At 57.2% G+C, this 24,132-nt stretch carries 22 protein-coding genes and 2 tRNA genes; 16 read left to right on the top strand and 8 right to left on the bottom strand.

Annotated features, from left to right (window positions below):
• Positions 1-68 precede the first annotated feature (68 nt).
• On the bottom strand, positions 69-875 hold the full coding sequence (gene fabI / locus KMP13_RS00715; RefSeq protein ID WP_215263522.1) for an enoyl-ACP reductase FabI: 807 nt from the start codon (positions 873-875) through the stop codon (positions 69-71).
• Between the two features lie 155 nt (positions 876-1,030).
• On the opposite strand from fabI, the gene pdxH reads away from it, so the two are divergent.
• The 9 genes from pdxH (at position 1,031) to KMP13_RS00670 (ending at position 12,183) form a co-directional block, all read left to right on the top strand.
• Entirely contained in the window at positions 1,031-1,636 is a 606-nt protein-coding gene (gene pdxH, locus KMP13_RS00710) for a pyridoxamine 5'-phosphate oxidase (protein WP_215263521.1), read from the top strand.
• A 123-nt stretch (positions 1,637-1,759) separates the two neighbouring features.
• Entirely contained in the window at positions 1,760-2,290 is a 531-nt protein-coding gene (locus KMP13_RS00705) for a cold-shock protein (RefSeq protein WP_353055662.1), read from the top strand.
• 34 nt (positions 2,291-2,324) lie between these two features.
• Positions 2,325-2,756 carry a DUF192 domain-containing protein gene (locus KMP13_RS00700; protein WP_215263520.1) on the top strand — a complete coding sequence of 144 codons (432 nt, stop codon included), beginning with the start codon at positions 2,325-2,327 and terminating at the stop codon, positions 2,754-2,756.
• 44 nt (positions 2,757-2,800) lie between these two features.
• A tRNA-Pro gene (locus tag KMP13_RS00695) sits at positions 2,801-2,877 on the top strand.
• A gap of 695 nt (positions 2,878-3,572) precedes the next feature.
• Positions 3,573-7,214 carry a vitamin B12-dependent ribonucleotide reductase gene (locus KMP13_RS00690; RefSeq protein WP_215263519.1) on the top strand — a complete coding sequence of 1,214 codons (3,642 nt, stop codon included), beginning with the start codon at positions 3,573-3,575 and terminating at the stop codon, positions 7,212-7,214.
• Between the two features lie 467 nt (positions 7,215-7,681).
• The gene (locus KMP13_RS00685) at positions 7,682-8,146 is read left to right on the top strand and encodes a hypothetical protein (RefSeq protein ID WP_215263518.1); all 465 of its coding nucleotides are present in this window, start codon (positions 7,682-7,684) and stop codon (positions 8,144-8,146) included.
• Between the two features lie 253 nt (positions 8,147-8,399).
• Positions 8,400-9,773 carry a cysteine--tRNA ligase gene (cysS, locus tag KMP13_RS00680; protein WP_215263517.1) on the top strand — a complete coding sequence of 458 codons (1,374 nt, stop codon included), beginning with the start codon at positions 8,400-8,402 and terminating at the stop codon, positions 9,771-9,773.
• Complete coding sequence (gene cimA / locus KMP13_RS00675) at positions 9,770-11,392, top strand: citramalate synthase (protein ID WP_215263516.1); 1,623 nt, start codon at positions 9,770-9,772, stop codon at positions 11,390-11,392. Before cysS ends, cimA begins: the two co-directional genes overlap by 4 nt.
• A 14-nt stretch (positions 11,393-11,406) precedes the next feature.
• A complete protein-coding gene (locus tag KMP13_RS00670; protein WP_215263689.1) occupies positions 11,407-12,183 on the top strand; it encodes a squalene/phytoene synthase family protein in 777 nt (258 codons plus the stop codon).
• A 25-nt stretch (positions 12,184-12,208) separates the two neighbouring features.
• On the opposite strand, the gene KMP13_RS00665 is transcribed toward KMP13_RS00670, so the two are convergent.
• Positions 12,209-13,426: an MFS transporter gene (locus tag KMP13_RS00665; protein WP_215263515.1), complete on the bottom strand. Its 1,218-nt coding sequence runs from the start codon at positions 13,424-13,426 to the stop codon at positions 12,209-12,211.
• A gap of 98 nt (positions 13,427-13,524) precedes the next feature.
• Between KMP13_RS00665 and KMP13_RS00660 the strand changes: the two genes are divergently transcribed.
• A complete protein-coding gene (locus KMP13_RS00660) occupies positions 13,525-14,175 on the top strand; it encodes a DNA-3-methyladenine glycosylase family protein (protein WP_215263514.1) in 651 nt (216 codons plus the stop codon).
• Entirely contained in the window at positions 14,172-14,837 is a 666-nt protein-coding gene (locus tag KMP13_RS00655; protein ID WP_215263513.1) for an alpha/beta hydrolase, read from the top strand. Before KMP13_RS00660 ends, KMP13_RS00655 begins: the two co-directional genes overlap by 4 nt.
• A gap of 20 nt (positions 14,838-14,857) precedes the next feature.
• Here KMP13_RS00655 and KMP13_RS00650 read toward each other — a convergent pair whose 3' ends face one another.
• On the bottom strand, positions 14,858-15,541 hold the full coding sequence (locus tag KMP13_RS00650; RefSeq protein WP_215263512.1) for a pseudouridine synthase: 684 nt from the start codon (positions 15,539-15,541) through the stop codon (positions 14,858-14,860).
• 236 nt (positions 15,542-15,777) lie between these two features.
• Here KMP13_RS00650 and KMP13_RS00645 point away from each other — a divergent pair, with 236 nt between their 5' ends.
• On the top strand, positions 15,778-16,362 hold the full coding sequence (locus KMP13_RS00645) for an HNH endonuclease (protein WP_215263511.1): 585 nt from the start codon (positions 15,778-15,780) through the stop codon (positions 16,360-16,362).
• 58 nt (positions 16,363-16,420) lie between these two features.
• Here KMP13_RS00645 and KMP13_RS00640 read toward each other — a convergent pair whose 3' ends face one another.
• Together KMP13_RS00640 and rocF are read right to left on the bottom strand one after the other, a co-directional pair.
• A complete protein-coding gene (locus KMP13_RS00640; RefSeq protein WP_215263510.1) occupies positions 16,421-17,494 on the bottom strand; it encodes an ornithine cyclodeaminase in 1,074 nt (357 codons plus the stop codon).
• Entirely contained in the window at positions 17,494-18,417 is a 924-nt protein-coding gene (rocF, locus tag KMP13_RS00635; protein WP_215263509.1) for an arginase, read from the bottom strand. The genes KMP13_RS00640 and rocF overlap by 1 nt, the downstream gene beginning before the upstream one ends.
• 111 nt (positions 18,418-18,528) lie before the next feature.
• Between rocF and KMP13_RS00630 the strand changes: the two genes are divergently transcribed.
• Complete coding sequence (locus KMP13_RS00630; protein ID WP_215263508.1) at positions 18,529-18,954, top strand: Lrp/AsnC family transcriptional regulator; 426 nt, start codon at positions 18,529-18,531, stop codon at positions 18,952-18,954.
• A 14-nt stretch (positions 18,955-18,968) separates the two neighbouring features.
• Here the strand turns inward: KMP13_RS00630 and KMP13_RS00625 are convergent, their stop codons facing one another.
• Positions 18,969-19,439, bottom strand: coding sequence for a disulfide bond formation protein B (locus tag KMP13_RS00625; protein ID WP_215263507.1), 471 nt, complete (start codon positions 19,437-19,439; stop codon positions 18,969-18,971).
• A 91-nt stretch (positions 19,440-19,530) separates the two neighbouring features.
• Positions 19,531-20,145: an exopolysaccharide biosynthesis protein gene (locus KMP13_RS00620; RefSeq protein WP_215263506.1), complete on the bottom strand. Its 615-nt coding sequence runs from the start codon at positions 20,143-20,145 to the stop codon at positions 19,531-19,533.
• A gap of 250 nt (positions 20,146-20,395) precedes the next feature.
• Between KMP13_RS00620 and KMP13_RS00615 the strand changes: the two genes are divergently transcribed.
• Positions 20,396-20,481: transfer RNA gene (locus KMP13_RS00615), tRNA-Leu, on the top strand.
• Positions 20,482-20,653: 172 nt separating this feature from the next.
• A complete protein-coding gene (locus KMP13_RS00610) occupies positions 20,654-20,827 on the top strand; it encodes a hypothetical protein (protein ID WP_215263505.1) in 174 nt (57 codons plus the stop codon).
• Between the two features lie 59 nt (positions 20,828-20,886).
• Here KMP13_RS00610 and gyrA read toward each other — a convergent pair whose 3' ends face one another.
• Positions 20,887-23,664, bottom strand: coding sequence for a DNA gyrase subunit A (gene gyrA / locus KMP13_RS00605; RefSeq protein ID WP_215263504.1), 2,778 nt, complete (start codon positions 23,662-23,664; stop codon positions 20,887-20,889).
• Between the two features lie 194 nt (positions 23,665-23,858).
• Between gyrA and KMP13_RS00600 the strand changes: the two genes are divergently transcribed.
• Complete coding sequence (locus KMP13_RS00600) at positions 23,859-24,128, top strand: usg protein (RefSeq protein ID WP_215263503.1); 270 nt, start codon at positions 23,859-23,861, stop codon at positions 24,126-24,128.
• The last annotated feature ends 4 nt before the right edge of the window (positions 24,129-24,132 follow it).

Below are 24,132 nucleotides of genomic sequence, written 5' to 3'. Positions count from 1 at the left end.
CTCCTGTACCGCCCGCAGGCGCTGAAAAAGGGCAGGGGCCACGGGGACCTCCTGCCGCAATTCTTGGTTTAGGCCTTGGACATATCCGGTGCGTCGACCGCTTTCATCCCAACCACGTGATAGCCTGCATCCACGTGCAAGTTCTCACCCGTGACACCGGAGCCGAGGTCCGACAAGAGATAGAGAGCGGATTTGCCCACATCTTCGGTGGTGACGTTGCGGCGCAGCGGCGAGTTATGCTCGTTCCATTTCATGATATAGCGGAAGTCGCCGATACCGGAGGCCGCCAGGGTTTTGATCGGACCAGCGGAAATCGCGTTTACGCGGATCCCGTCTTTGCCCAGATCTTCGGCCAGATACTTCACCGATGCCTCAAGCGCGGCCTTGGCAACACCCATGACATTATAATGCGGCATAACCTGTTCGGCACCGTAGTAGGTCAGCGTCAGCGCGCTGCCACCCTCGGACATCATCTTTTCCGCCCGCTTCATCACCGAAGTGAAGGAGTAGACCGAGATATCCATGGTCATGGCAAAGTTTTCGCGGCTGGTGTCGACATAGCGACCGCGCAGCTCGTTCTTGTCCGAAAAACCGATGGCATGAACAACAAAGTCCAGTTTGCCCCATTTCTCTTCTAGTGCGGCAAACAAAGCATCGACCGATGCTTCATCTGAGACATCGCAGGGCAATACAATTTCACTGCCGAGCTGCGCTGCAAGCGGATCCACCCGCTTTTTCAGGGCATCGCCCTGATAGGAAAATGCCAGCTCTGCGCCGGCCTCGGCGCAGGCTTTTGCAATGCCCCAAGCAATTGATTTGTCGTTGGCAAGGCCCATAATTAGGCCGCGTTTACCAGTCATGAGTTGACTAGACATGCAGGTTCTCCGCCTGTGGTCACGTGATTAGGTGGTGTTTATTATGTCAACGCGGCTGCTTCAAGTGGTGACCGGTCATCGCAGGTGGTTGTGGTTGACAAACTGCACCCCTAAATTACCCGTAAAGCGAATTTTCCGGCAAGGATAGCGGGCATATGTCTGATCGAAGTGAACTTTTCTCTGGGGACGACCCCTTTGTTATCGCGCGGCGCTGGCTGGCAGAAGCGGAACAGAGCGAAATCAACGACCCCAGCGCCATAGCACTGTCCACCGTTGACAGCGACGGCATGCCAAATGTGCGCATGGTCCTGTTGAAAGAGATCGAGGACGCGGGCTTTGTCTTTTATACCAACTACGGCAGCGCCAAAGCGATTGAGATCGAGGCCTCGGGAAAGGCCGCATTTGTGATGCATTGGAAATCCCTGCGGCGCCAGATCCGGGTCCGCGGCATTGTCGAACGCGAAGATGGTGACAAGGCGGATGCCTATTTCGCCTCGCGCTCGCTCAAAAGCCGTCTGGGTGCCTGGGCGTCGCAACAATCGCAACCTTTGTCGAGCCGTGCTGCATTGATGGCAGAGGTGGCCAAGGTCACGGCAACCAAAGGGACCGCGCCCAATCGTCCCCCATTCTGGGGTGGCTTCCGAATCTCACCACTCGAGGTTGAATTTTGGGCCGATGGCGATTTCCGGCTCCACGATCGGTTCCAATGGGTTCGGGCAGAAATTGAGCAATCTTGGTCAGTCCAGCGTTTATCCCCGTAACAATTTTGTGTGGAATTTCCATTTTAGGACATCTGATCAAAATTTGTCCTTGCAAATGTCAGACCAATTGAAGCATCAGAAAATCGCAAAAAAACACTTTTAAAAACGATTGGTGGATTTCCGGTGGCTGAAGACGTTAACCTGAGCAGCATGCAAACCGTACGCGGTGTGGTCAAATGGTTTGACCCGACCAAGGGCTATGGCTTCATCTTATCTGACGAAGGTGGGCCTGACATCCTGCTGCATATAAATGTGCTACGAAATTTTGGACAAAGCTCTGTCGCAGACGGCGCTGTTGTTAAATTGATCGCGCACGGCACCGCACGTGGGGTGCAGGCGGTAGAAGTGCTTGAGATCGAACCGCCAAAACGGGAAGATATGCCAGTGCTCAGCGATTTTGCTGATCTCGACATGTCGGAAGTTAATTCCCAGCCCATGGAAGCCGCACGTGTCAAATGGTTCGATAAGGGCAAAGGATTTGGTTTTGCCAATGTATTTGGACGCTCCGAAGACGTTTTCCTCCATGTTGAAGTTCTGCGCCAGTCCGGCCTTGCGGACCTTCAACCCGGTGAAGCGCTTGCAATGCGCGTCATCGAAGGCAAACGCGGCCGTATGGCGGTCGAGGTTCTGGCCTGGGAAGCTGCCGTTATCTGATAGGTCCGTTACATGGGGCGCGATTTGCGTCGCCATGATCAGCGCTGGTGCGGCCCAGGCGGAATGTCGGGATGATCGGGTGGAGCTCAAGGGCGATTTTGGACAGATCTCGTTTTCTGTCGAACTCGCCGACACCCCACAAGAACGATCCCAAGGTTTGATGTTTAGAGAGAGCATGCCACGCGGAGCGGGCATGCTCTTTGTTTATGAGTATCCGCAACGCGCTGCGTTCTGGATGAAGAACACCCTGATTCCATTGGACATGTTGTTTGTCGAGGAAGACGGGGAAATCACCCATATTCATGAAAATGCGATTCCCGGCGACCTCACGGCGATTCCTGGCGGCGATCAGGTCTTTGCTGTGCTGGAAATCAACGGCGGATTGTCGCGCCAATATGGGATTTCGGTGGGTGACGCGCTGCGCCACAAAGTTTTTTCAAATTCTTCTCCGATTTGGCCATGTTAGGGCTTTTCAATCCCGTTCGGCACCGTTAGAGAGTGCGAACGGTCCGGGGCGTGGCGCAGTCTGGTAGCGCACCTGTTTTGGGTACAGGGGGTCGTGAGTTCGAATCTCGCCGCCCCGACCACTTTTCCTTCGGGAGACATGTGGTTGGGGGACCGTTTCCTTCATTTACGAAGATTAACCTACTAGATGTAGGTGGGCCTCGCGTTAACGGCTTGTTAATGAAGTGGCCTGTTTAGGCATCTTTCGCTCAACGATTGGCACGGTGGCTGTGAGATGCGGTAGGTGCCAAGCGTCAAACCTGCGTATAATTTCGTCTCAGGTACAGTTGTGTTCGCGGTATGCGTTTTGCGTATAAATTGCGCAGCCCACGACGAACTCTCCTTTGCGCACGCAGCAAGTTAACCGACTGAATTCTTAACAAAACTCGCCAAAGCCTTGAAAAGGAATGGCAAAGAAATTCCGCGTTGCAGCGCAAAGGAATGGTTAAGATATTTATTTTTAACGGTGAGTGAATCACATCCTTAAGGGCCTCTGATGACCGGAATTGCGCGTCAATAGAAAAGAGGTACTTAAGTCGGTAAATTTGGCGTTGACCAATTGTGTCCAAATACGTCAAATTGTGTGTACTGGATGCGGCAGCACAAGATCTTGTAGGTCTATCTGGGGCGACCGCAAGAACGCTCAAAACAATATCCTTAAACGCCAAGACGGCAATCGGGGCACGTGGTGCGCCGAGGGGGACGTGTTTTGTCTGTTGTGTGCCTGTGTCCGGTGCCGAAGGAACATTTGAAAACTGCAAAGCCGGGGCAGATACACATGAAAATCGAACGGAAGTTTACCACCGCAGGAGAAGACGCCTACGCTGGTCTGGAATTCACCGCTGCTACTTCCGAAATTCGCAATCCAGATGGGACCATCGTGTTCCGTCTTGATGACATCGAGGTGCCAAACTCTTGGAGTCAGGTCGCCAGCGATGTGATCGCACAAAAATATTTCCGCAAGGCCGGTGTTCCGGCCCGCACCAAGAAAATTCGTGAAAAGAACGTGCCAGAATTCCTCTGGCGCTCTGTCCCTGCCAACGATGACATCGAAATGGGCGGCGAGATCTCTTCCAAACAAGTGTTCGACCGCCTTGCGGGGGCTTGGACCTATTGGGGTTGGAAGGGTGGCTATTTCACCACCGAGGACGATGCGCGCGCCTATTTTGACGAGATGCGCTATATGCTGGCGACCCAACGCGCCGCGCCGAACTCTCCGCAGTGGTTCAACACCGGTCTGCATTGGGCCTACGGGATCGATGGCCCGGCACAAGGTCACCATTATGTGGATTTCAAAACCGGCAAGCTGACAAAATCCAACAGCGCCTATGAACATCCGCAGCCGCACGCCTGTTTCATCCAATCCGTGGCTGACGATCTGGTCAACGAAGGCGGCATCATGGATCTGTGGGTGCGCGAAGCGCGCCTGTTTAAATATGGCTCGGGCACCGGCACCAACTTCTCTGCCTTGCGCGGCGAAGGGGAATCGCTGTCGGGGGGTGGTAAATCTTCCGGCCTGATGGGCTTTTTGAAAATTGGGGATCGCGCCGCCGGTGCGATCAAATCTGGCGGTACGACCCGTCGAGCAGCGAAGATGGTGATCGTGGACGCCGATCACCCGGATATCGAGGACTTCATCCAATGGAAGGTCCTTGAGGAGCAGAAGGTTGCCTCCATTGTTGCGGGATCCAAGATGCACGAGAAGATGCTGAATGGCATTTTCCAGGCAATCCGCAGCTGGGACGGCGCCGAGGCTGACGCAACCGATCCCGCGACGAACGATGGGCTGAAGAAAGCGGTGCGTGAAGCCAAAAAGGTTGCGATCCCGGAGACTTACGTCAAACGCGTGCTGGATTATGCCAAACAGGGTTACACCAGCATCGAGTTTCCGACCTATGACACCGATTGGGACAGTGAAGCCTACAGCTCGGTATCGGGACAGAATTCCAACAACTCGATCCGGGTCACCAATGCCTTCCTGACCGCGGTTGAAAAGGATGCCGACTGGCAGCTGATCAACCGCGTGGATGGCTCGGTGTCTAAGACTGTGAAAGCCCGGGATCTGTGGGAAAAGGTCGGCCATGCCGCCTGGGCCTGTGCAGATCCCGGCATTCAATTCCACGACACAGTGAACGAATGGCACACCTGCCCGGAAGACGGTGAGATCCGCGGATCAAACCCGTGTTCCGAATATATGTTCCTGGATGACACCGCCTGTAACCTGGCGTCGATGAACCTTCTGACCTTCCTTGAGGACGGTAAGTTCAAGGCCGAAGATTACATGCACGCCTGCCGCTTGTGGACCGTGACGCTTGAGATTTCGGTCACCATGGCGCAGTTCCCGTCCAAAGAGATCGCGCAGCGGTCCTATGACTTCCGCACCCTGGGTCTGGGCTATGCCAATATCGGCGGCCTGTTGATGACCATGGGCTTTAGCTACGACTCAGACGAGGGGCGCGCACTGTGTGGTGCGCTGACCGCGCTGATGACGGGCGTTTCTTATGCAACCTCTGCCGAAGTTGCCTCTGAACTGGGGGCGTTTCCGGGCTATGAGCGCAACGCGAAACACATGCTGCGCGTCATCCGCAACCACCGCAGCGCCGCACGCGGCCTAAGCGATGGCTACGAGGCCCTGTCGGTCAAACCGGTCCCGCTGGATCTGGAAAACTGCCCCGATGCGCGTCTGGTGGAATACGCAATGAGCGCTTGGGATGAAGCGCTGGAGTTGGGCGAACGCCACGGCTATCGTAACGCGCAGACCACAGTGATTGCACCCACCGGCACAATCGGTCTGGTGATGGATTGTGACACAACTGGGATCGAGCCTGACTTTGCCCTGGTAAAGTTCAAGAAACTGGCCGGTGGTGGGTATTTCAAGATCATCAACCGCTCGGTTCCCGCCGCACTGGAAGGCCTGGGATATACCTCGTCGCACATCGAAGAGATCGTCTCTTATGCGGTGGGTCATGGCTCCATCGGCAATGCGCCGGCGATCAACCACACCTCGCTGACCGGTCACGGCTTTGGCCCGCGTGAGCTGGCCAAGATCGACGCCGCTCTCGAAAGCGCCTTTGACGTGCGGTTTGTGTTCAACCAATGGACCCTGGGCGAGGATTTCTGCACCGGTGTGCTCGGCATCCCATCGGCCAAGCTGAACGACCCGACCTTTGATCTGCTCAAACACCTTGGCTTTAACAAGACTGAGATTGACGCCGCCAATGACCATGTCTGCGGCACCATGACATTGGAAGGGGCGCCGCACCTGCGCGCCGAACACTACGCGATCTTTGACTGTGCCAACCCGTGTGGCAAAACAGGTAAGCGTTATCTGAGTGTTGAGAGCCATATCTGCATGATGGCGGCGGCACAGTCCTTTATCTCGGGCGCGATTTCCAAGACGATCAATATGGCAAATACCGCCTCGATCGAGGATTGCCAAAAAGCCTATGAGCTCAGCTGGTCGTTGGGTGTCAAAGCCAATGCGCTTTATCGGGATGGCTCCAAACTCAGCCAACCTTTGGCGTCGGCGCTGGTCGAAGACGACGACGATGCAGCCGAAGTGTTGGAAACCGGCACACCGCAGCAAAAGGCGACCGTTCTGGCCGAGAAAGTGGTCGAAAAGATCGTCATCAAAGAGGTGATGAAATCCCACCGCACCAAAATGCCGGAACGCCGCAAAGGCTACACGCAAAAGGCGGTTGTTGGCGGTCACAAAGTCTACTTGCGGACCGGTGAATATAGCGACGGCGCTTTGGGTGAGATCTTTATCGACATGCACAAGGAAGGCGCGGGCTTCCGGGCGATGATGAACAACTTTGCCATCGCCGTGTCGGTTGGTCTGCAATACGGCGTGCCGTTGGAGGAGTTCGTGGATGCGTTCACCTTCACCAAATTTGAGCCGGCCGGCATGGTGCAGGGCAACGACTCGATCAAAAACGCAACGTCGATTCTGGACTATATCTTCCGCGAATTGGCGGTGTCTTATCTGGACCGCACCGATCTGGCGCATGTGAAACCCGAAGGGGCGTCGTTCGACGATATAGGACGGGGTGACAAGGAGGAGGGGATCTCGAACGTTTCCGAAATCTCTGACACCGCGGCCACACGTTCGTTGGAAGTGCTGAAACAGATTTCCTCCACCGGATATCTGCGCAAACGCCTGCCACAAGACCTGGTGGTGCTGCGTGGCGGCCAGGGATCCCCGGCCTCGGTCACCGATCTCGACGATCCGGTGTCGGCGCTGCAAACTCTGGTGCCTGAAACCTCGCAACCTGTTGCAAGCGGACTGGATGCGCGCACCAAGGCCAAGATGCAGGGCTACGAGGGCGACCCCTGTGGCGAATGCGGAAACTACACGCTGGTGCGCAATGGCACCTGCATGAAATGCAACACCTGCGGCGGCACATCTGGCTGCAGCTGACCCGAAACCCTCAGCAGAGGCGCGCCATTCAACCCGGCTTGCCCCTGCAGCCCTTGGTCCCCAGGCTCAAAACGGGGACCACGAATTTTCCGTTCCTGGGGCGAGTGCGCTTGCCCTCAGCGCGGTTCAGGCCGCAGGCAAAAAAACTTCGAGCGGTGTAAATCAAGAGCCTGAAAAGCGAAACTCACCTCCTCTTCCATGAAGGGGAGGTTTTATTTACAATGGCTTTTCATAAACTTACCGAGCGGAGTTGATGTATTCAGCGGTCATACTTGCGTGTGCTCGCATGTTTCCTATCACACGAGATCGTGAGCAAGCCTTTAAAGTCCCGTAGATTTTGGCAATCAGATATTAAGCATCTTGTTTCATAGTTGAGACTGGGATGTTTGGCGCTTTGGCGCACTTTTGAAAATGCCGGTGCAACTATGGGACACTACAGAACGTGGATGGCTCGGGCGGCTGCAGTCGTGAGCTTTGCAATACCGTTTTCGGCTCCGTCTGCAACTGCAGAGGACCAGCGCGGATTTTTCTTTGGTGCGGGTTGGCCCGGTGGCGGGCAGGTTCATCTTTTGAGCAATCGTCAGCAGAGCAGTCGGCTGCCTTCCACCGCGCTGATGATGCAAAGCTACCAGGACGGCGCCGCTTTGGACCGACTGCAAGAACGTCTTGACCATCAACACTCCAATGCATCCACCACGACCCCAGTCCAATTGCGGGCGGGTTACGATTTTGGCCGCATCCTCGGCTATATGAGCCTTGAAGAAACCGATGGCGTGACCCGTCTACAGACCGATGGCAGCAACATCAGCCTTGGCATTGCCGTGCCGTTGTCGCCCAATTTGCAATTCAGCGGCGAGCTCCGTCAAAGCGAGACGGCTGCCGGGTCCGACACGCAAAACGTCTGGTCCGTCACGGCTGGGTTTCGGTTTTAACCTCCACGACCTTTCCCTGCGTTTCGCACCTCACCCGCACGATAGTGGCTTGGCGGATCAAAACGCCCATGCTATGCCAGCATCATGAAACGAAACCGTGCCATTTGCATTATCTGCATTACCTGCTGATTTACGCAGCGGGCTGGTTTCTGTCGTTTTCTTATTTCTGACAAGCTGCTAAGCCCGCGCTGCGCAAATCTTGCGTTGGAGCGATGCTGATTGTGCCCGAGCGGAGCGTGCCAAGGGAGCTGTCATGACGACGATCAAACTGCAAAACACCAGGACCCGCAAGAAAGAGGTCTTTGAGCCGATCGATGCGCAAAACGTGCGTATGTATGTCTGTGGCCCCACGGTGTATGACCGCGCCCATCTGGGCAATGCGCGCCCGGTGGTGGTGTTTGACGTGCTGTTTCGCCTGCTGCGCAGCGAGTATGGCGCGGACAAAGTGACCTATGCGCGCAATTTCACCGATGTAGACGACAAGATCAACGCACGCGCGGCCGAACGCGGACGTCCGATCAGCGACATCACTGCTGAGACGACCCAGTGGTTTCTGGATGACATGGGGGCGCTTGGCGCGTTGGAACCCACCCATATGCCGCGTGCGACCGCCTATATCAGTGAGATGATCGCGATGATCGAAGACCTGATTGCACGGGGGCATGCCTATTCAGATGGGGCAGGGCATGCGCTGTTCTCGGTCAAAAGCTATGAGGAATACGGGAAACTCTCCGGGCGTTCTGTGGACGACATGATTGCCGGTGCCCGGGTTGAGGTGGCCGACAACAAGCGTGATCCGATGGATTTTGTTTTGTGGAAGCCCTCAAACGACGATCAACCCGGCTGGGACAGCCCATGGGGGCGCGGACGTCCGGGTTGGCACATTGAATGTTCCGCGATGGCACGGGATTTGCTGGGGGCGAGCTTTGACATTCATGGCGGTGGCAATGATCTGATGTTTCCACACCACGAAAACGAAATAGCGCAAAGCTGTTGTGCCAATCCCGACGGCGAGTTTGCAAATGTGTGGCTGCACAATGAGATGCTGCAGGTCGAAGGTAAGAAGATGTCCAAATCTCTGGGCAATTTTTTCACCGTCAAAGACCTGCTGGATCAGGGGAACCCAGGCGAGGTGATCCGCTTTGTGTTTATGCAGACCCATTACCGCAAGCCGATGGATTGGACCGAAGAAAAAGCCAAACAAGCCGAGGCAACTTTGCGCAAGTGGCGGGCGCTGACAGCGGGTATCGAACCCGCCGCCAGCGCTGCTGCCGCGGTCATGGACGCACTGGCGGATGACCTCAACACTGCAGGTGCCGTTGCTGAGCTGCATAAACTTGCCAGCGCGGGCGATGCAGCCGGGCTATTGGCGTCGGCACAGATGATGGGCTTGCTGGGGGCCGAAATGGGCGCTTGGGCCGACGGCCCATCCGTGGATCTGACACCCTTTGCCGATCTGTTTTTTGCCGCTCGTCAAACCGCGATGGAGACCAAGGACTTTGGCGAAGTGGATCGCTTGAAATCCACCTTTGTGGAGGCTGGTCTAGAAGTGCGCATGTCGAAAACCGGGGTCGAACTGGTGCCGGGTCCTGGGTTTGACCCCTCAAAGCTTGAGGCGCTGACATGACCGAACGTCTCTACCTGTATGACACCACCCTGCGTGATGGGCAGCAAACCCAGGGCGTACAATTCTCTACCCCCGAAAAGCAGCAGATTGCCACGGCTTTGGATGAACTGGGCGTCGACTATATCGAAGGCGGCTGGCCTGGGGCAAACCCGACCGACAGCGCGTTTTTTGACGACGCACCCGAGACGCGCGCGCAGCTGACGGCCTTTGGCATGACCAAACGGGCCGGGCGCTCGGCTGAGAATGACGATGTCTTGGCGGCCGTTTTGAACGCAGGCACCAAGGCGGTCTGTCTGGTGGGCAAAAGCCACGACTACCACGTGACCCATGCGCTGGGGATTTCGCTGGACGAGAACCTGGAGAACATCCGTGCCTCGATCGCGCATCTGGTGGCACAGGGGCGCGAGGCGCTGTTTGACGCGGAGCATTTCTTTGATGGCTACCGTGACAATCCGGAATACGCGCTGGCCTGTTGCCATGCGGCACTGGACGCAGGCGCCCGTTGGATTGTCCTGTGTGACACCAATGGTGGCAGCCAGCCGTCAGCTGTGCGCGATGTGGTCACGACGGTGATCAACAGCGGCATTCCCGGCGCAAACCTGGGCATCCATTGTCACAACGACACCGAACAAGCGGTGGCCTGTTCGCTGGCTGCGGTCGAGGCCGGCGTGCGCCAGATACAAGGCACGTTGAACGGGTTGGGCGAGCGCTGCGGCAATGCAAACCTGACCTCTCTGATCCCGACATTGGTGATGAAAGAACCCTATGCGAACTTGGTAAACGTCACGGTGACGCAGGATGCGCTGTTGGGCCTAACGCGGATCAGCCGGATGTTGGATGAGATCCTGAACCGGGTGCCACAGAAACAAGCGCCCTATGTGGGGGCCTCGGCCTTTGCCCATAAGGCGGGGCTGCATGCCAGTGCGATCCTCAAGGATCCGTCGACTTATGAACATGTTGACCCGGCCACCGTTGGCAATGAACGCATCATCCCGATGTCCAATCAGGCCGGCCAGTCGAACCTGCGCAAGCGTCTGTTTGAGGCGGGGCTGGACGTGCCAAAGGGCGACCCGGCGCTGGCGCGTATCCTGGACACGGTGAAAGCGCGCGAGTCTGAGGGCTATTCGTTCGACACCGCACAGGCGTCGTTTGAGCTGTTGGCGCGGCGCGAGCTTGGCCTGTGTCCGGAGTTCTTTGAGGTGAAGCGCTACCGTGTCTCGGTCGAGCGGCGCAAAAACAAATACGACCAGATGGTCAGCCTGTCCGAGGCGGTGGTCGTGGTCAAAGTCGACGGTGAAAAACGTCTGTCCGTTAGCGAGTCCCTCGATGAAACCGGCAGTGACCGGGGTCCGGTGAACGCGTTGTCCAAGGCCCTGCGCAAGGATCTGGGACGGTTTTCCGCGCAGCTTGACGATATGCGCCTGGTCGACTTCAAGGTTCGCATAACCCAAGGCGGCACCGAGGCGGTGACCCGTGTAATTATCGACAGCGAGGATGCCTCGGGGCGGCGTTGGTCCACCGTTGGGGTCAGTCCAAACATAATAGATGCCTCGTTTGAGGCGATGCTGGACGCGGTGAATTGGCGTTTGCTGCATTCCGAACAGGCCGCAGCGGAGTGATTCCAGTGCAAGATTTGCAATTTGACGACGACATCCGCGCCTGTGCGGAGCTGGTCCAACGCGCGGATCCGGACCGGTTTCAGGCCGCGATGGCAACGCCTTTGCAAGTGCGGCTGAAGCTTTTTGTGCTCTATGCCTTTAACGCTGAGATGTCGCGCGCACCCTGGGCGAGCCAAGAAAGCATGATCGCAGAGATGCGCGTACAATGGTGGCGGGACGTTGGTGCCGAAATTGCCGAAGGCAAAACCCCGCGCCGCCATTATGTCGCGACCCCGTTGGGGCAGGTCTTGTCGCCAAAGCTCGCACACGAGATCGACACTATAGCCGAGGCACGTCGGTGGGACATCTATCGTGATCCCTTTGACGATCTGGACGCGCTAGTCAAATACCTTGCGGATACCGCAGGCAATGTGATGTGGATGTCAGCGGCGACCCTGGGGCAGGCGGATGAAGAGCGCGTTCACGCCTTTGGTCTGGCCCACGGAGTGGCGAGCTGGCTGCGGGCTTTACCCGAGCTGGAGCGGCAGAACCGTGTTCCTATGGTGGACGGCACGCTGGAAGGCGTGCAAGCCTTGGCGCAAATCGGGCTGGATGCTTTGCAGAATTCACGTGGCGCGTCGGGTGTCGTGGACAAAGAGGCACGCCATGCGCTGTTGGCCGGCTGGCAAAGTGGCGCGATCCTGCGTCAAGCGCTGACGCAGCCGGAACGCGTGGCCCAAGGTGCCTTGGGGATGAGCGAATTTCGCAAACGTCTGCGCCTGATGTGGTGCTCGACAACCGGACGCTGGTAACAGCCCCCGTAAATCAGACCGTAGCTCAGGCCTCCTTTGGGCGCATCATCAGTCGCAGCAGCGCAGTACCGGCCAAAACCAGGAACGGCGCCATTGCCAGATTGACCGCGCTCCAACCTTCGGTCGGGGTGCCGCCGGAACAGTTCATCAAACCACCCGATGACAGGGATGCAATCGTCACCCCGCCAAATACCAGGAAGTCGTTCAGCCCCTGCATGCGACCCTTTTCATGATCCTCATGCGCGCCGGCCAAAAGCGTGGTGGCACCGATGAAACCAAAGTTCCAGCCAAGTCCCAACAGCACCAGCGCAATGTAGAAATTCTCAAGCGTTACGCCGCTGAGCGCGACAAATCCGGCACCTGCCAGAATCACCAGACCGGCACCCACAATGCGTTCCACACCGAACCGCGTGATCAAATGACCGGTAAAGAAGGAGGGGATATACATTGCCAACACGTGGCTCATCACCACATTGGCAGCATCCGCTTGTCCAAAGCCACAGCCCACCACCGCAAGCGGGGTGGAGGTCATCACCAGGTTCATCAGCGCATAAGACACCACGGCACAAATCACCGCGGTGGAGATCACGGGATCCTTCAGCAACTCCCAACGGGACCGCCCGGCCGGGGCGTCGGCTGCGCGTTTCTCGGGCAGCGGAATGCGCAGGAACAAGAACACTGCAGACCCCAGAAGGTTCAGCAGGATGATCACCATATAGGTCCCCATGAAAGGCACAACAAAGGCATCCGAGGTCTCAACTACCAGCGTCTTACCCAGCACGGCTGCCAACAGCCCGCCGGCCATAACGTAGGAAATCGCCTTGGGCCGGAAGGCGGTGCTGGCGGTATCCGCGGCGGCAAATCGGTAGAACCCTTGCGCGCTCATATAGACCCCGGTCAACAGACTCCCGACGAGGAAGATCGGGAAGGACCCGAGATACAGACCATAGGCCCCAATCGCGGCACCAAGGGCACCAAACAGAGCGCCGATCAGAAAACCCACACGTCGGCCGAACCGTTGCATGATCGCGGAAATCGGATTGGCGGCCAGCATCGACCCCGCCACAATCAGTGAGATCGGCAAAGTCGCGAAACAGGCATTGCTCGCCAGTGACTGACCGGCCAGACCACCGATGGTAAAGATCATGGGCATCTGCGCACCAAGAATGGCTTGCGCAATCACCAGAATTACAACATTGCGTTTTGCAACGCGATCATCGGGGGCGGTCATAGTCATTGTCATGTGAACTGCCTACTCTTTAGGTCAGTGTGGAACAAGGGTGCGACTGTACCCGGTACAATCACAGTTTTGCAACGATACCAGCAATAGGAGGTGCGCGCTTGGCAGAAAAAGAGCGATCAAACGTTGGTCGGATCATTACCACCTCGGACTGTGTCGCCGAGGGTGCCGCGTGGTTGGCCCGTGCCGAGCCACGGTTTGCGCGCGCTTTGGAGTTGACCGGACCGCTGCCGCTGCGCCGAAAACCGGACGGGTTTGCACAGCTGTTGAGCGCGATTGTCAGCCAACAGGTGAGTGTCGCCGCCGCCAATGCCATCTGGAACCGGATGCGAGACGCGCGCCTGACGGGCCCGCGCAAGATCATGTGGGCCAGCGATGAAGAGCTGCGCGCCGTAGGGTTGAGCCGTCAAAAGGTCAAATACGCCCGCGCGCTGGCCGAAGCCCGGATCGATTTCAAAGCGCTGCGCGACGCCCCCAACCATGAGGTTTTTGCCACCCTGACCGAAGTGTCGGGCATTGGCATCTGGACGGCTGAAATCTACGCCATGTTCTCCCTTGGGCGGGCGGATGTGTTTGCGCCAGGTGATCTGGCCTTGCAGGAGGCGACGCGGGTTCTGTTTGATTTAGAGGCACGCCCAAAGGAACGGGCGCTGCGCGAGATGGCTGAGGCCTGGTCACCATGGCGGGCGGTTGCGGCGCGGCTGTTGTTTGCCTATTACCATGTGGCGAAGGACAGGGAAGGGATCCGATGACACGAGTATTGAACGCCGGCCGCAAAGCTCCGCTTTCGGGTGACACCAGATCTGCCGTGGTGTTTCTGCACGGTTATGGGGCCAATGGTGCGGATCTTCTGGGCATGGCAGATCCTTTGGCGGAACATCTGCCGGACACGCTTTTTGTCTCTCCGGATGCGCCCGAGGACTGCGAAGGCTCTCCGATGGGGTTCCAGTGGTTTCCGATCCCATGGATTGACGGCTCCTCTGAGGAAGAGGCCGAGCGCGGCATGTTGGCTGCCGCCGAAGATCTGAATGCGTTTTTAGACGCGCTGATGGTCGACGAAGATCTGCTGCCGGAACAGGTGGTCCTGCTCGGCTTCAGCCAGGGTACAATGATGAGCCTGCATGTGGCACCCCGTCGCGAAGACGCTGTTGCGGGGGTTGTTGGCTTTTCTGGCCGCCTGATGCGTCCGGATCTGTTAAAGGATGACACTGTTTCGCGCATGCCGGTGCTGCTGGTTCACGGCGACCAGGACGACGTTGTGCCAATCCAATCTATGCCCGAAGCGGCGCAGGCGCTGCAGGAAGCCGGGTTCAAGGACGTCTATGCCCATGTCATGAAAGGCACGGCGCATGGTATCGATCCCGACGGTTTGGGCGTCGCCCTTGCGTTCATGCGGGATGTTTTGAGCCTCTAACGCGTCTCAACGATCGAAATTCAGGAACCGCGCTTGTGTCTTGGCTTGCGCGGTTTTTTTGTGCCGCCCTCAGGTTTCGGATCGCGCGCGGTTGTGGTTTTTGGGCGGCGCGGTGGCTTATGAGCCGGTTTTGGCGGGCCTGGAATACGGGGCAGTTCCACATCCTCCCATGTGCCCTGCGCTAGGTCTTTCAGTGTCCAGATACCAATACTGTAACGGATCAGACGCAAGGTGGGATGTCCCACCGCCGCAGTCATCCGGCGCACCTGTCGGTTCTTGCCCTCAGTAATGGTCAGCTCGATCCAACGGTCCGGCACAGATTTGCGTTCGCGGATTGGCGGGTTGCGCGCCCATAGGTTTGGCGGCTCCGCAATCACACGTGCCTTGGCCGGTCGGGTGCGGCCGTCCTTGAGGTCGACGCCCGTGCGCAGGGCCTCAAGTGCCGCGTCATCCGGGATCCCTTCGACCTGAACCCAATAGGTTTTTGGCATCTTGTTTTTTGGATCACTGATCCAGGCCTGAACCCGGCCGGTGTCGGTCAGCAACATCAGCCCTTCGCTGTCACGATCCAGCCGCCCGGCGGGATAGACACCGGGACAGTCGACAAAATCGCTGAGGGTTTTGCGCGGCTCATCGGCGTTTGCCTTGTCTGTGAACTGGGGCAAAACATCGAATGGTTTGTTGAAGCGGATCAATCTGGACATGCCCCTGTCCATAGGTGCCGGGCGGTTGGGTGACAAGGCCTTGCCCGTTCTTTGCACAAGGTCTGTCTTGTGGATAACTGTCACGCATGTGTCATGCTCCTGTTTTAGACACTGCGACATATTGTGTGCACTTGGGGGTTGCCTCAGTTTAGCCACGATATATAGTTTTGGATAGCTGGGGCGGGTTCCCCGCTCTGGTGCCACAACCGGCAGACAGGGCGAGGAAGACGTTACAGATGGACGGCGATTTCAGGACAGAGTTTGTAAGAGAACCGGGCGCATTACGACATCACCCGGCTTTGGTGTTGAATGCGGATTACCGCCCCTTATCCTATTATCCACTGTCGCTGTGGCCCTGGCAGGACGCGATCAAGGCAGCTTGGCTCAACCGTGTTGATATCGTTGCAGAATATGACGAGACCGTCCGCAGCCCGAGTACCGAAATCCGAATACCTTCGGTTGTTGTTCTAAAAGATTATGTCAAACCTCAAAAGCGCGTGGCCTTCACGCGCTTTAATTTATTTTTGCGGGATGGTTTTCAGTGCCAATACTGCGGCGCCCGCGGTGATCTGACCTTTGACCATGTGGTGCCACGGGCCGCAGGTGGGGTGACCAGCTGGGAGAATGTGGTTGCGGCCTGTTCGCCCTGTAACCTGAAGAAAGGCTCAAAGTCGCTGCATCGCGCTGGAATGTCCCTGCGCAAACCGCCACGGCAACCCGGTGCTGAAGAATTGCGCAATACCGGGCGAAAATTTCCGCCAAATCACCTGCACGACAGCTGGATGGATTTCCTCTATTGGGACACCGAACTGGACGCGTGACGCCAGTTCGGACCACATTGCGTGCCCCGGGGGTATTTGGCTGTGAAACGCCTGCGGCTTAGGGTTTGGCGCGGCCCAGCATGCCAAACAGATCGCGTGGATCATCCGGGTCGGCCAGCATGTCCAGATCCTCGTAGAACGCCGTGCCTTTGATGTGATCGCGCATATAGCGCAAGGCCGAGAAATCCTCGATCGCGAAACCAACGCTGTCGAACAGGGTGATCTGACGCGGATCGCGGCGTCCTTCGGCCTGACCGGTCACAACTTTCCAGAACTCTGTCACCGCGAAATCTTCGGGCATCTGCTGGATCTCGCCTTCGATGCGGGTTTGCGGTGGGAACTCCACAAAGACGTCCGAGCGGGACAGGATACCCGCTGCCAATTCCGTCTTGCCCGGACAGTCGCCGCCGATGGCGTTGATATGGACACCTGCGCCGACCATATTGTCCGACAGGATTGTGGCGTTTTGTTTGTCCGCCGTACAGGTGGTCAGGATCTGCGCCCCCTGGATCGCCTCCTCGGGCGTTGTGCATTCGGTGACGGTGATGCCGAGACCGGCGAGATTTGCGGCGCATTTGCGGGTGGCCGCTGGATCTTTGTCATAAAGGCGCACGGATTTCAGACCGCAGATCGCTTTCATCGCCAGGGTCTGGAACTCGGACTGGGCGCCGTTGCCGATCATGGCCATTGTATCAGCGCCCGCGGGGGCCAGGTGTTTTGCAACCATGGCCGAGGTCGCCGCCGTCCGCAGCGCGGTCAGCAGGGTCATTTCGGTCAGCAAAACCGGATATCCGGTATACACATCCGCCAACAGTCCAAAGGCCGTGACGGTTTGCAGCCCTTCGGAGGTATTCTTGGGGTGACCGTTTACATATTTGAAGCCATAGGCCTCCCCATCCGAAGTGGGCATCAGCTCAATCACACCCACGTCTGAATGGCTGGCCACGCGCGGGGTCTTGTCAAAGGACTCCCAGCGTTTGAAGTCATCCTCGATATAGGTGGCGAGGCCGGTCAGCATCGTCTCCAACCCAATGTGATGGATCAGCTGCATCATATTGTCGACGCTGACAAACGGCACCAGAGCTTTGTCGGACGGCGCGGTATTGGAATGTGATGTGTTGGGCAGCGTCATTACAGAAAACTCCGGGTTGGGCGGTCAAAGACACGGCGACCAAAGGCAGAGGCGCAGAGGTCGACCATTAAATGCGCGGTGCGGCCGCGTTCATCCAGAAACGGGTTCAGCTCCACCAGATCCATCGAGGTGATAAGCCCGCTGTCATGCAGGATCTCGCAGATCAGATGCGCTTCCCGCACGGTTGCGCCACCAGGAACAGTGGTGCCAACCGCCGGGGCGATCGCGGGATCCAGGAAATCCACGTCCAGCGACACATGCAACATGCCGTTGTTGGCCGCCACGCGGGACAAGAAGGCCTTTAGCGGTTTGACAACACCGTTTTCATCGATGTCACGCATGTCGTGGATCTGCAGATCCGTGGCGGCAATGCGTTTGCCTTCCCACTCGTCCACAGACCGCAGCCCCATCATGCAGATATTCTCATGCGGGACCGGGTGCTGGACCGCCGGGAAGGGCGCAAAACCGCTGGCGCCGGTGAAATAGGCCGCGGGCGTGCCATGTAGATTGCCGCTGCTGGTGGTCGTCAGATCATGAAAATCAGAATGCGCGTCCAGCCACAGCACATATTGTGGTCGCCCGACAGACGCCGCATGGGCCGCAACGCCAGAAACGCTGCCCATCGCCAGCGCATGATCACCGCCGAGGAAAATCGGCACCCCCTGGGGCATGACGTCCTGTGCACAGTCATACAGGGTCTGGGTCCAGGCAACGGTTTCGTTCAATGCGTGCAGATGCTGGTCGGGGTCTTCCGCCGCATATGGGGCAGGGGTGATATTGCCAAAATCGACAACCTTATGTCCAAGCCCTGCCAATGCAGGAACCAGACCTGCCGTGCGATAGGCATCAGGTCCCATCAAACAGCCGTCACGTGCCTTGCCGCTGTCGAGGGGAACACCAACCAGAATACAGTTTTGCGCCATACCTTAGGATCTCCGTTTCCATATGGATAACGATGTTTTCACTCATAAGGGGTGGATAAAAGTCACTTTATTGATCATAACGGAACCAATTACTACAAAATGGACCTTGTGATGGACAAAGTGGACGAACGCCTGATCTCAGCTCTGCGCCATGATGCGCGGGCCTCCCTGTCGGATCTTGCCGCGCAGTTAAACCTGTCACGCACGACCGTGCGCAGTCGCATCGAACGGCTGCAAACGCGCGGTGACATTCTGGGCTTTACCGTGGTTTTGAAAGAGGACGTGTTGCGCGATCCTGTGCGTGGACTGATGCTGATCGGGATCGAAGGGCGCGGCACCAACCGGATCGTGCGCCAGCTTCAAGGCCTGTCAGAAGTGCGCGCCATTCACACCACCAATGGACGTTGGGATCTGATTGTGGAGCTGGGCACCGAAACCCTGGAGGACTTTGATGCGGCATTGGCCAAGGTTCGGTTGATCGAAGGGGTGACCACCAGCGAGACGAATCTTTTGCTGGCAACCAAGAAAGACAGCTGAGCGATACTGACCGCTCAGCCGGTGCGCTTGGACATATGGCGCGCGGCTGAGATCCAGACCAACATCAATCCCAATGAGACAATCGCATTCCAACCCGCCATTGAGATGTTGAGGAACTCCCAAGCAACCTCATCACAGCGCACCAAGGGGGCCGACATGATCTGGTCCATCAGCTGATCCGGGGACAGGCCGCCGATTGGCGCAGACGTGCAGGTGCTGGGGCCTTCCCACCAGCCGTGTTCTACACCTACATGAAAAGCGCCGATACCAGCCGTGGTCAGCGCGGCCAATGCGCCAAGATACGGCAGAACGACCGCGGGAATGAGCAGCGCCAGAGCGCCAATTCCAACAGCGGCCGCATGCGGGTAGCGTTGCCAGTAACACATTTTGCACGGCGCAAGCTCGCCCAGGTATTGAAACCCAAGTGCACCAAGGAGAAGAGCCGCAGATCCAAGCGCTGCGATGAAAATCAAAAACTTGCTCACGGGGCCCTCATGTCTTTATCCTGCGTGTAATTAGGCGCTGAAACTGCAGAGTTTCAAGCCCTTGCACGCATTTGCCTGTCGCCAAAGTGGGTTACAACCCGATCCATGTCTTCAGCAGGCTGATCAGGGTTGCGCCCGCCAGCAAAAGCGACGCAATCCAGGCCGTTCCAAGGATCGAGCCGAGCACCACCAAAATCCCATCGCGTTGCAACAAGCCCATCGCCACAACAACCACCGCAAATCCCGGAACAGTGTTCGTGCCGGGCAGGGGCACCAGGATCGAGGCGCTGAACAGAACCAATGCAGCCCCGACAAAGCGGTCCATCGGGGTGGTGGTCAACACGCTCAACCGCGGTTTGCTCAACCCTTCGATGCGGCGCAGCCAGGGTCCGGACCGCTGCGACAACCCGCGCAGCCCTTCGGAAGAGACGGTGCGCGCGCCCAGGTTTCCAGGCAACCAAGGCACCCGCCGTCCCAATAGAATCTGAGCCGAGACAAACATCAACGGCAGTGAGACAATTTGCGGGACGCCATAAAGAAACGGGATGCAGCAGGGCAACGCCAGGATCAACAGAAACAGCCCAAACGCGCGTTCGTGCAGCTGTTTCAAAATCCAATCCAGCGACACCCGGTCGCTGTCTGCATCTGCCCCCAACTGGGCCAGCCGATCCGAGATGGCCATATCCGAAGGTGTTGTCGCGGTCATACCAAGAAGTCCTTGCGCTGGTTCAGGCGATACTCACCCATATGTTACGTGTCGCGTAGCAAATTCACCGCCACAGTTCCAGCTTCACGAATTGGCAAATTCCCCTTGTGCCGCCTAGGCAACGGCGGTCGAAACGCGCGGTTTTTCGCGCCTGCGCCAGTGCAAACTACGGCGTTGGAAATAATCGAAAATAAGTGCACGTTCGGCTCTTGTCCTTTGCCGAAGACTTGGCTAATACACACCACACGCGGCCCAAGTGGCGGAATGGTAGACGCAGGGGATTCAAAATCCCCCGCTGGTGACAGCGTGCCGGTTCGAGTCCGGCCTTGGGTACCACCGCGTGTTTTAACTTTTGTGACTAAGAATAGCCCGTCCTGCCTCAATATGAGGCACGGACTGCGGCTTTTTTGATAGCCTTCTGCACAGGTCCCCCAATTGCAATGACAGCTCCTCCAAAGGCGCTTGAAGGTGAAACGTATTAGTAAGGTTTCAGTTGGGGAATTTTAGAATGGCGGCACTTAAGTCAAAGAGCGAATTGGAAGACCTGCGCAAGCAGGCACAGCTCACTTTGAACACGACCACGCAGACAGTTGAGACTGTGAACCAGCCGCTGAATGTGAGGGGGCCTGCCGATTTTTGCGGGATCGTCTCGCCTATTTCAAAGAACGCAGCTTCGGTTTAAGCAAAAAACAACCGCCTCTTTTGGAGGCGGTTGTTCTTGGTTTTCGACATTTTGAAAATTTACGCGTCCGTTGCGCCTGTTGTGTCGGCTGGACCCTCGTCCGCGTCATCTTCATCAGTCTGCTCAGCAATCCACGCGACTGAGACGACAATTTCGCCTTTGCCAGTGTTAAACACGCGCACACCGCCGGCAGAACGTGACCGGAAGGAAATTCCGTCCACAGGCACCCGGATCGACTGACCTTTAGAGGTTGCCAGCATGATCTGATCACCCATCTCTACTGGGAAGGAGGCAATCAGCTGGCCGCCGCGCATGCCCTTGTCGATGGCGGTAACGCCCATACCGCCACGTCCGCGCACCGGATAATCATGGCTGGAGGAGAGCTTACCCTGTCCGCCCTCGGTGATGGTGAGGATCAGGTTCTCAGCCGCCGACATCTCCGCATAGCGGGCTTGGTCGATGGTGGCGTTTGCATTGGCTTCCTCGTCGGTGACGCTGCCTTCGGCCTCATCCGTCAAACCAGCCATCGCGCGGCGCATTTTCAGATAGGCGGAACGCTCATCCGATGTCGCCTCGAAATGGCTGATGACCGACATAGAGACCACTTGATCGCCTTCGCTCAGCTTGATACCACGCACCCCGACCGAATTGCGTGAGTTGAACACCCGCACTTCGGTTGATGGGAAGCGAATGGCGCGGCCAGTGTTGGTCACCAGCATCACATCGTCATCCTCAGAACAGATCCGCGCGTTGATCAGCTTGGTCCCGGCGTGTTCGTCCTCGAACTTCATCGCGATTTTGCCGTTGCGCATCACATTGGTGAAATCCGACAGACGGTTGCGACGCACCGTACCAGCCGAAGTCGCAAACATGATCTGCAGATCAGCCCATTCTTTTTCGTCGCGATCAACTGGCATAATTGCCGCGATCGAGACACCGGTTGGGATCGGCAGGATGTTGACAATCGCCTTGCCCTTACCGGTCCGCCCGGACTGCGGAAGGCGCCAGGTCTTGAGCTTGTAGACCATGCCATCGGTGGTGAAGAACAGCAGTTGGGTGTGCGTATTGGCCACAAAGAGGGTGGTGACCACATCCTCTTCTTTGGTCTGCATGCCCGAAATGCCCTTGCCACCGCGTTTTTGCGCACGGAAATCGGCCAGCGGCGTCCGTTTGATGTAGCCGCCTGATGTCACGGTCACGACCATGTCTTCGCGTTCGATCAGGTCTTCGTCTTCCATGTCACCGGACCAGTCGACAATCTCGGTCCGACGGGGCACGGCAAAGCTTTCGCGCACTTCCCGCAGCTCATCGGCGATGATGCCCATGATCCGTTCACGCGACGACAGAATCTCGAGGTATTCTTTGATTTTCTTTGCCAGCTCTTCCAGCTCATCGGTGACTTCTTTGACGCCGATTTGGGTCAGACGCTGCAAGCGCAGTTCAAGAATCGCGCGTGCCTGGACTTCGGACAGATTATAGGTGCCGTCCTCGTTCATCGTGTGGGTCGGGTCGTCAATCAGCTGAATATAGGGCGCAATATCCGCCGCAGGCCAGCGCCGCTCCATCAGTTTGAACCGCGCTTCTGGGGCATCGGCTGAGGCACGAATGGTTGCGACAACCTCATCCACGTTCGAGACCGCAACTGCCAAACCACATAGAATATGGCTGCGTTCGCGGGCTTTGCGCAGGTTAAAGGCGGTGCGACGGGCCACAACGTCTTCGCGGAAATCGATAAACGAAGTCAGGAAGCGGCGCAGGGTCAGCTGTTCGGGACGCCCGCCGTTCAGGGCAAGCATGTTACAGCCAAACGACGTCTGCATCGGGGTAAAGCGGAACAGTTGGTTCAACACCACTTCGGGCGTTGCATCCCGTTTGAGCTCGACCACGACACGCACGCCGTTACGGTCAGATTCGTCCTGAACATGCGCCACGCCTTCGATCTTTTTCTCGCGCACCTGCTCGGCGATCTTTTCGATCATCGACGCTTTGTTCACCTGATAGGGGATTTCATCCACGACGATCGCGTAACGGTCCTTGCGGATCTCTTCGACGCGGGTTTTGGAGCGGATGATGACGCTGCCACGGCCCTCGAGATAGGCTTTGCGCGCACCGGACCGGCCCAGCATGGTTGCACCCGTCGGAAAGTCAGGACCCGGAATGTAATCGATCAGCTGTTCAGAGGTCAGATCCGGCTCATCGATCAACGCCAGGGTTGCATCAATCACTTCGCCCAGATTGTGGGGCGGAATATTGGTTGCCATACCCACCGCAATACCGCCGGCCCCGTTGACCAGCATATTGGGGAACCGGGCCGGGAGCACGGTCGGTTCGCGGTCCTTGCCGTCGTAGTTGTCCTGGAAATCGACCGTCTCTTTTTCAATGTCGGCCAACATAAAGGCGGCAGGCTTGTCCATGCGCACTTCGGTGTAACGCATCGCGGCCGGGTTATCCCCGTCCATGGAGCCAAAGTTGCCCTGACCATCCAAAAGCGGCAGCGACATGGAGAAGTCCTGCGCCATACGCACCAGCGCGTCATAGATCGCACTATCGCCGTGCGGGTGGTATTTACCCATGACATCGCCGACAGGGCGGGCGGACTTTCGATAGCTTTTGTCGTGGCTATTGCCGGTTTCATGCATCGCGTACAAAATACGCCGATGCACCGGTTTCAGACCGTCACGCAGGTCGGGAATCGCCCGACTGACAATAACCGACATTGCATAGTCGAGATAAGAATTACTCATCTCGGCTTCGATAGACACAGTAGGACCGTCGTACTTGGGACGTTCCGGCTGGTTTTCTTCCATGTTTTCAGGAGTTTCCGGCGTATCGTTCACGTCGTGTGCCCGCTCTTTCTTTTGGGTCTATATCTTGTGTCTGCACCATAACAGACAGGGCATATCATGCGCAAGCAACTGCATCACATGTCGGTGAACCTTTGCACGCACATGAGGCTAACGCACCGTCATTGTTCGAGAAATCAGCGACCTATGCTAGGCTGCGCTCATCACCCACAAAACCGGAGGCTGATTTGGAGACATCCGAAACGGAACTGATGCTCAAAGGCTATGGGTTGACCATGGCCGAATTCACCTATCACATGCCCGATTACGCGCATGTTCTGAATACATTTGTTTGGCAAGACTACGATCTGATGCCGGACCATCCAAGGCTGTTTAAATTCATCGAATTCTGGCAGCAGGAAATCGATGGCGCTCTCCATTCCGTACGCTTCACCCACCGGCGCCAATTGGCACCAGGGGACTGGCGTAGCGTTGTGGGGGAGTTCTATTTGAACTGACGCC

It is taken from the genome of Epibacterium ulvae (assembly GCF_018678075.1).
Classification (GTDB): Bacteria; Pseudomonadota; Alphaproteobacteria; order Rhodobacterales; family Rhodobacteraceae; genus Epibacterium; species Epibacterium ulvae_A.
Note: the sequence above shows the minus strand (reverse complement) of the source record. Positions and strands in the feature narration are given on the sequence as shown.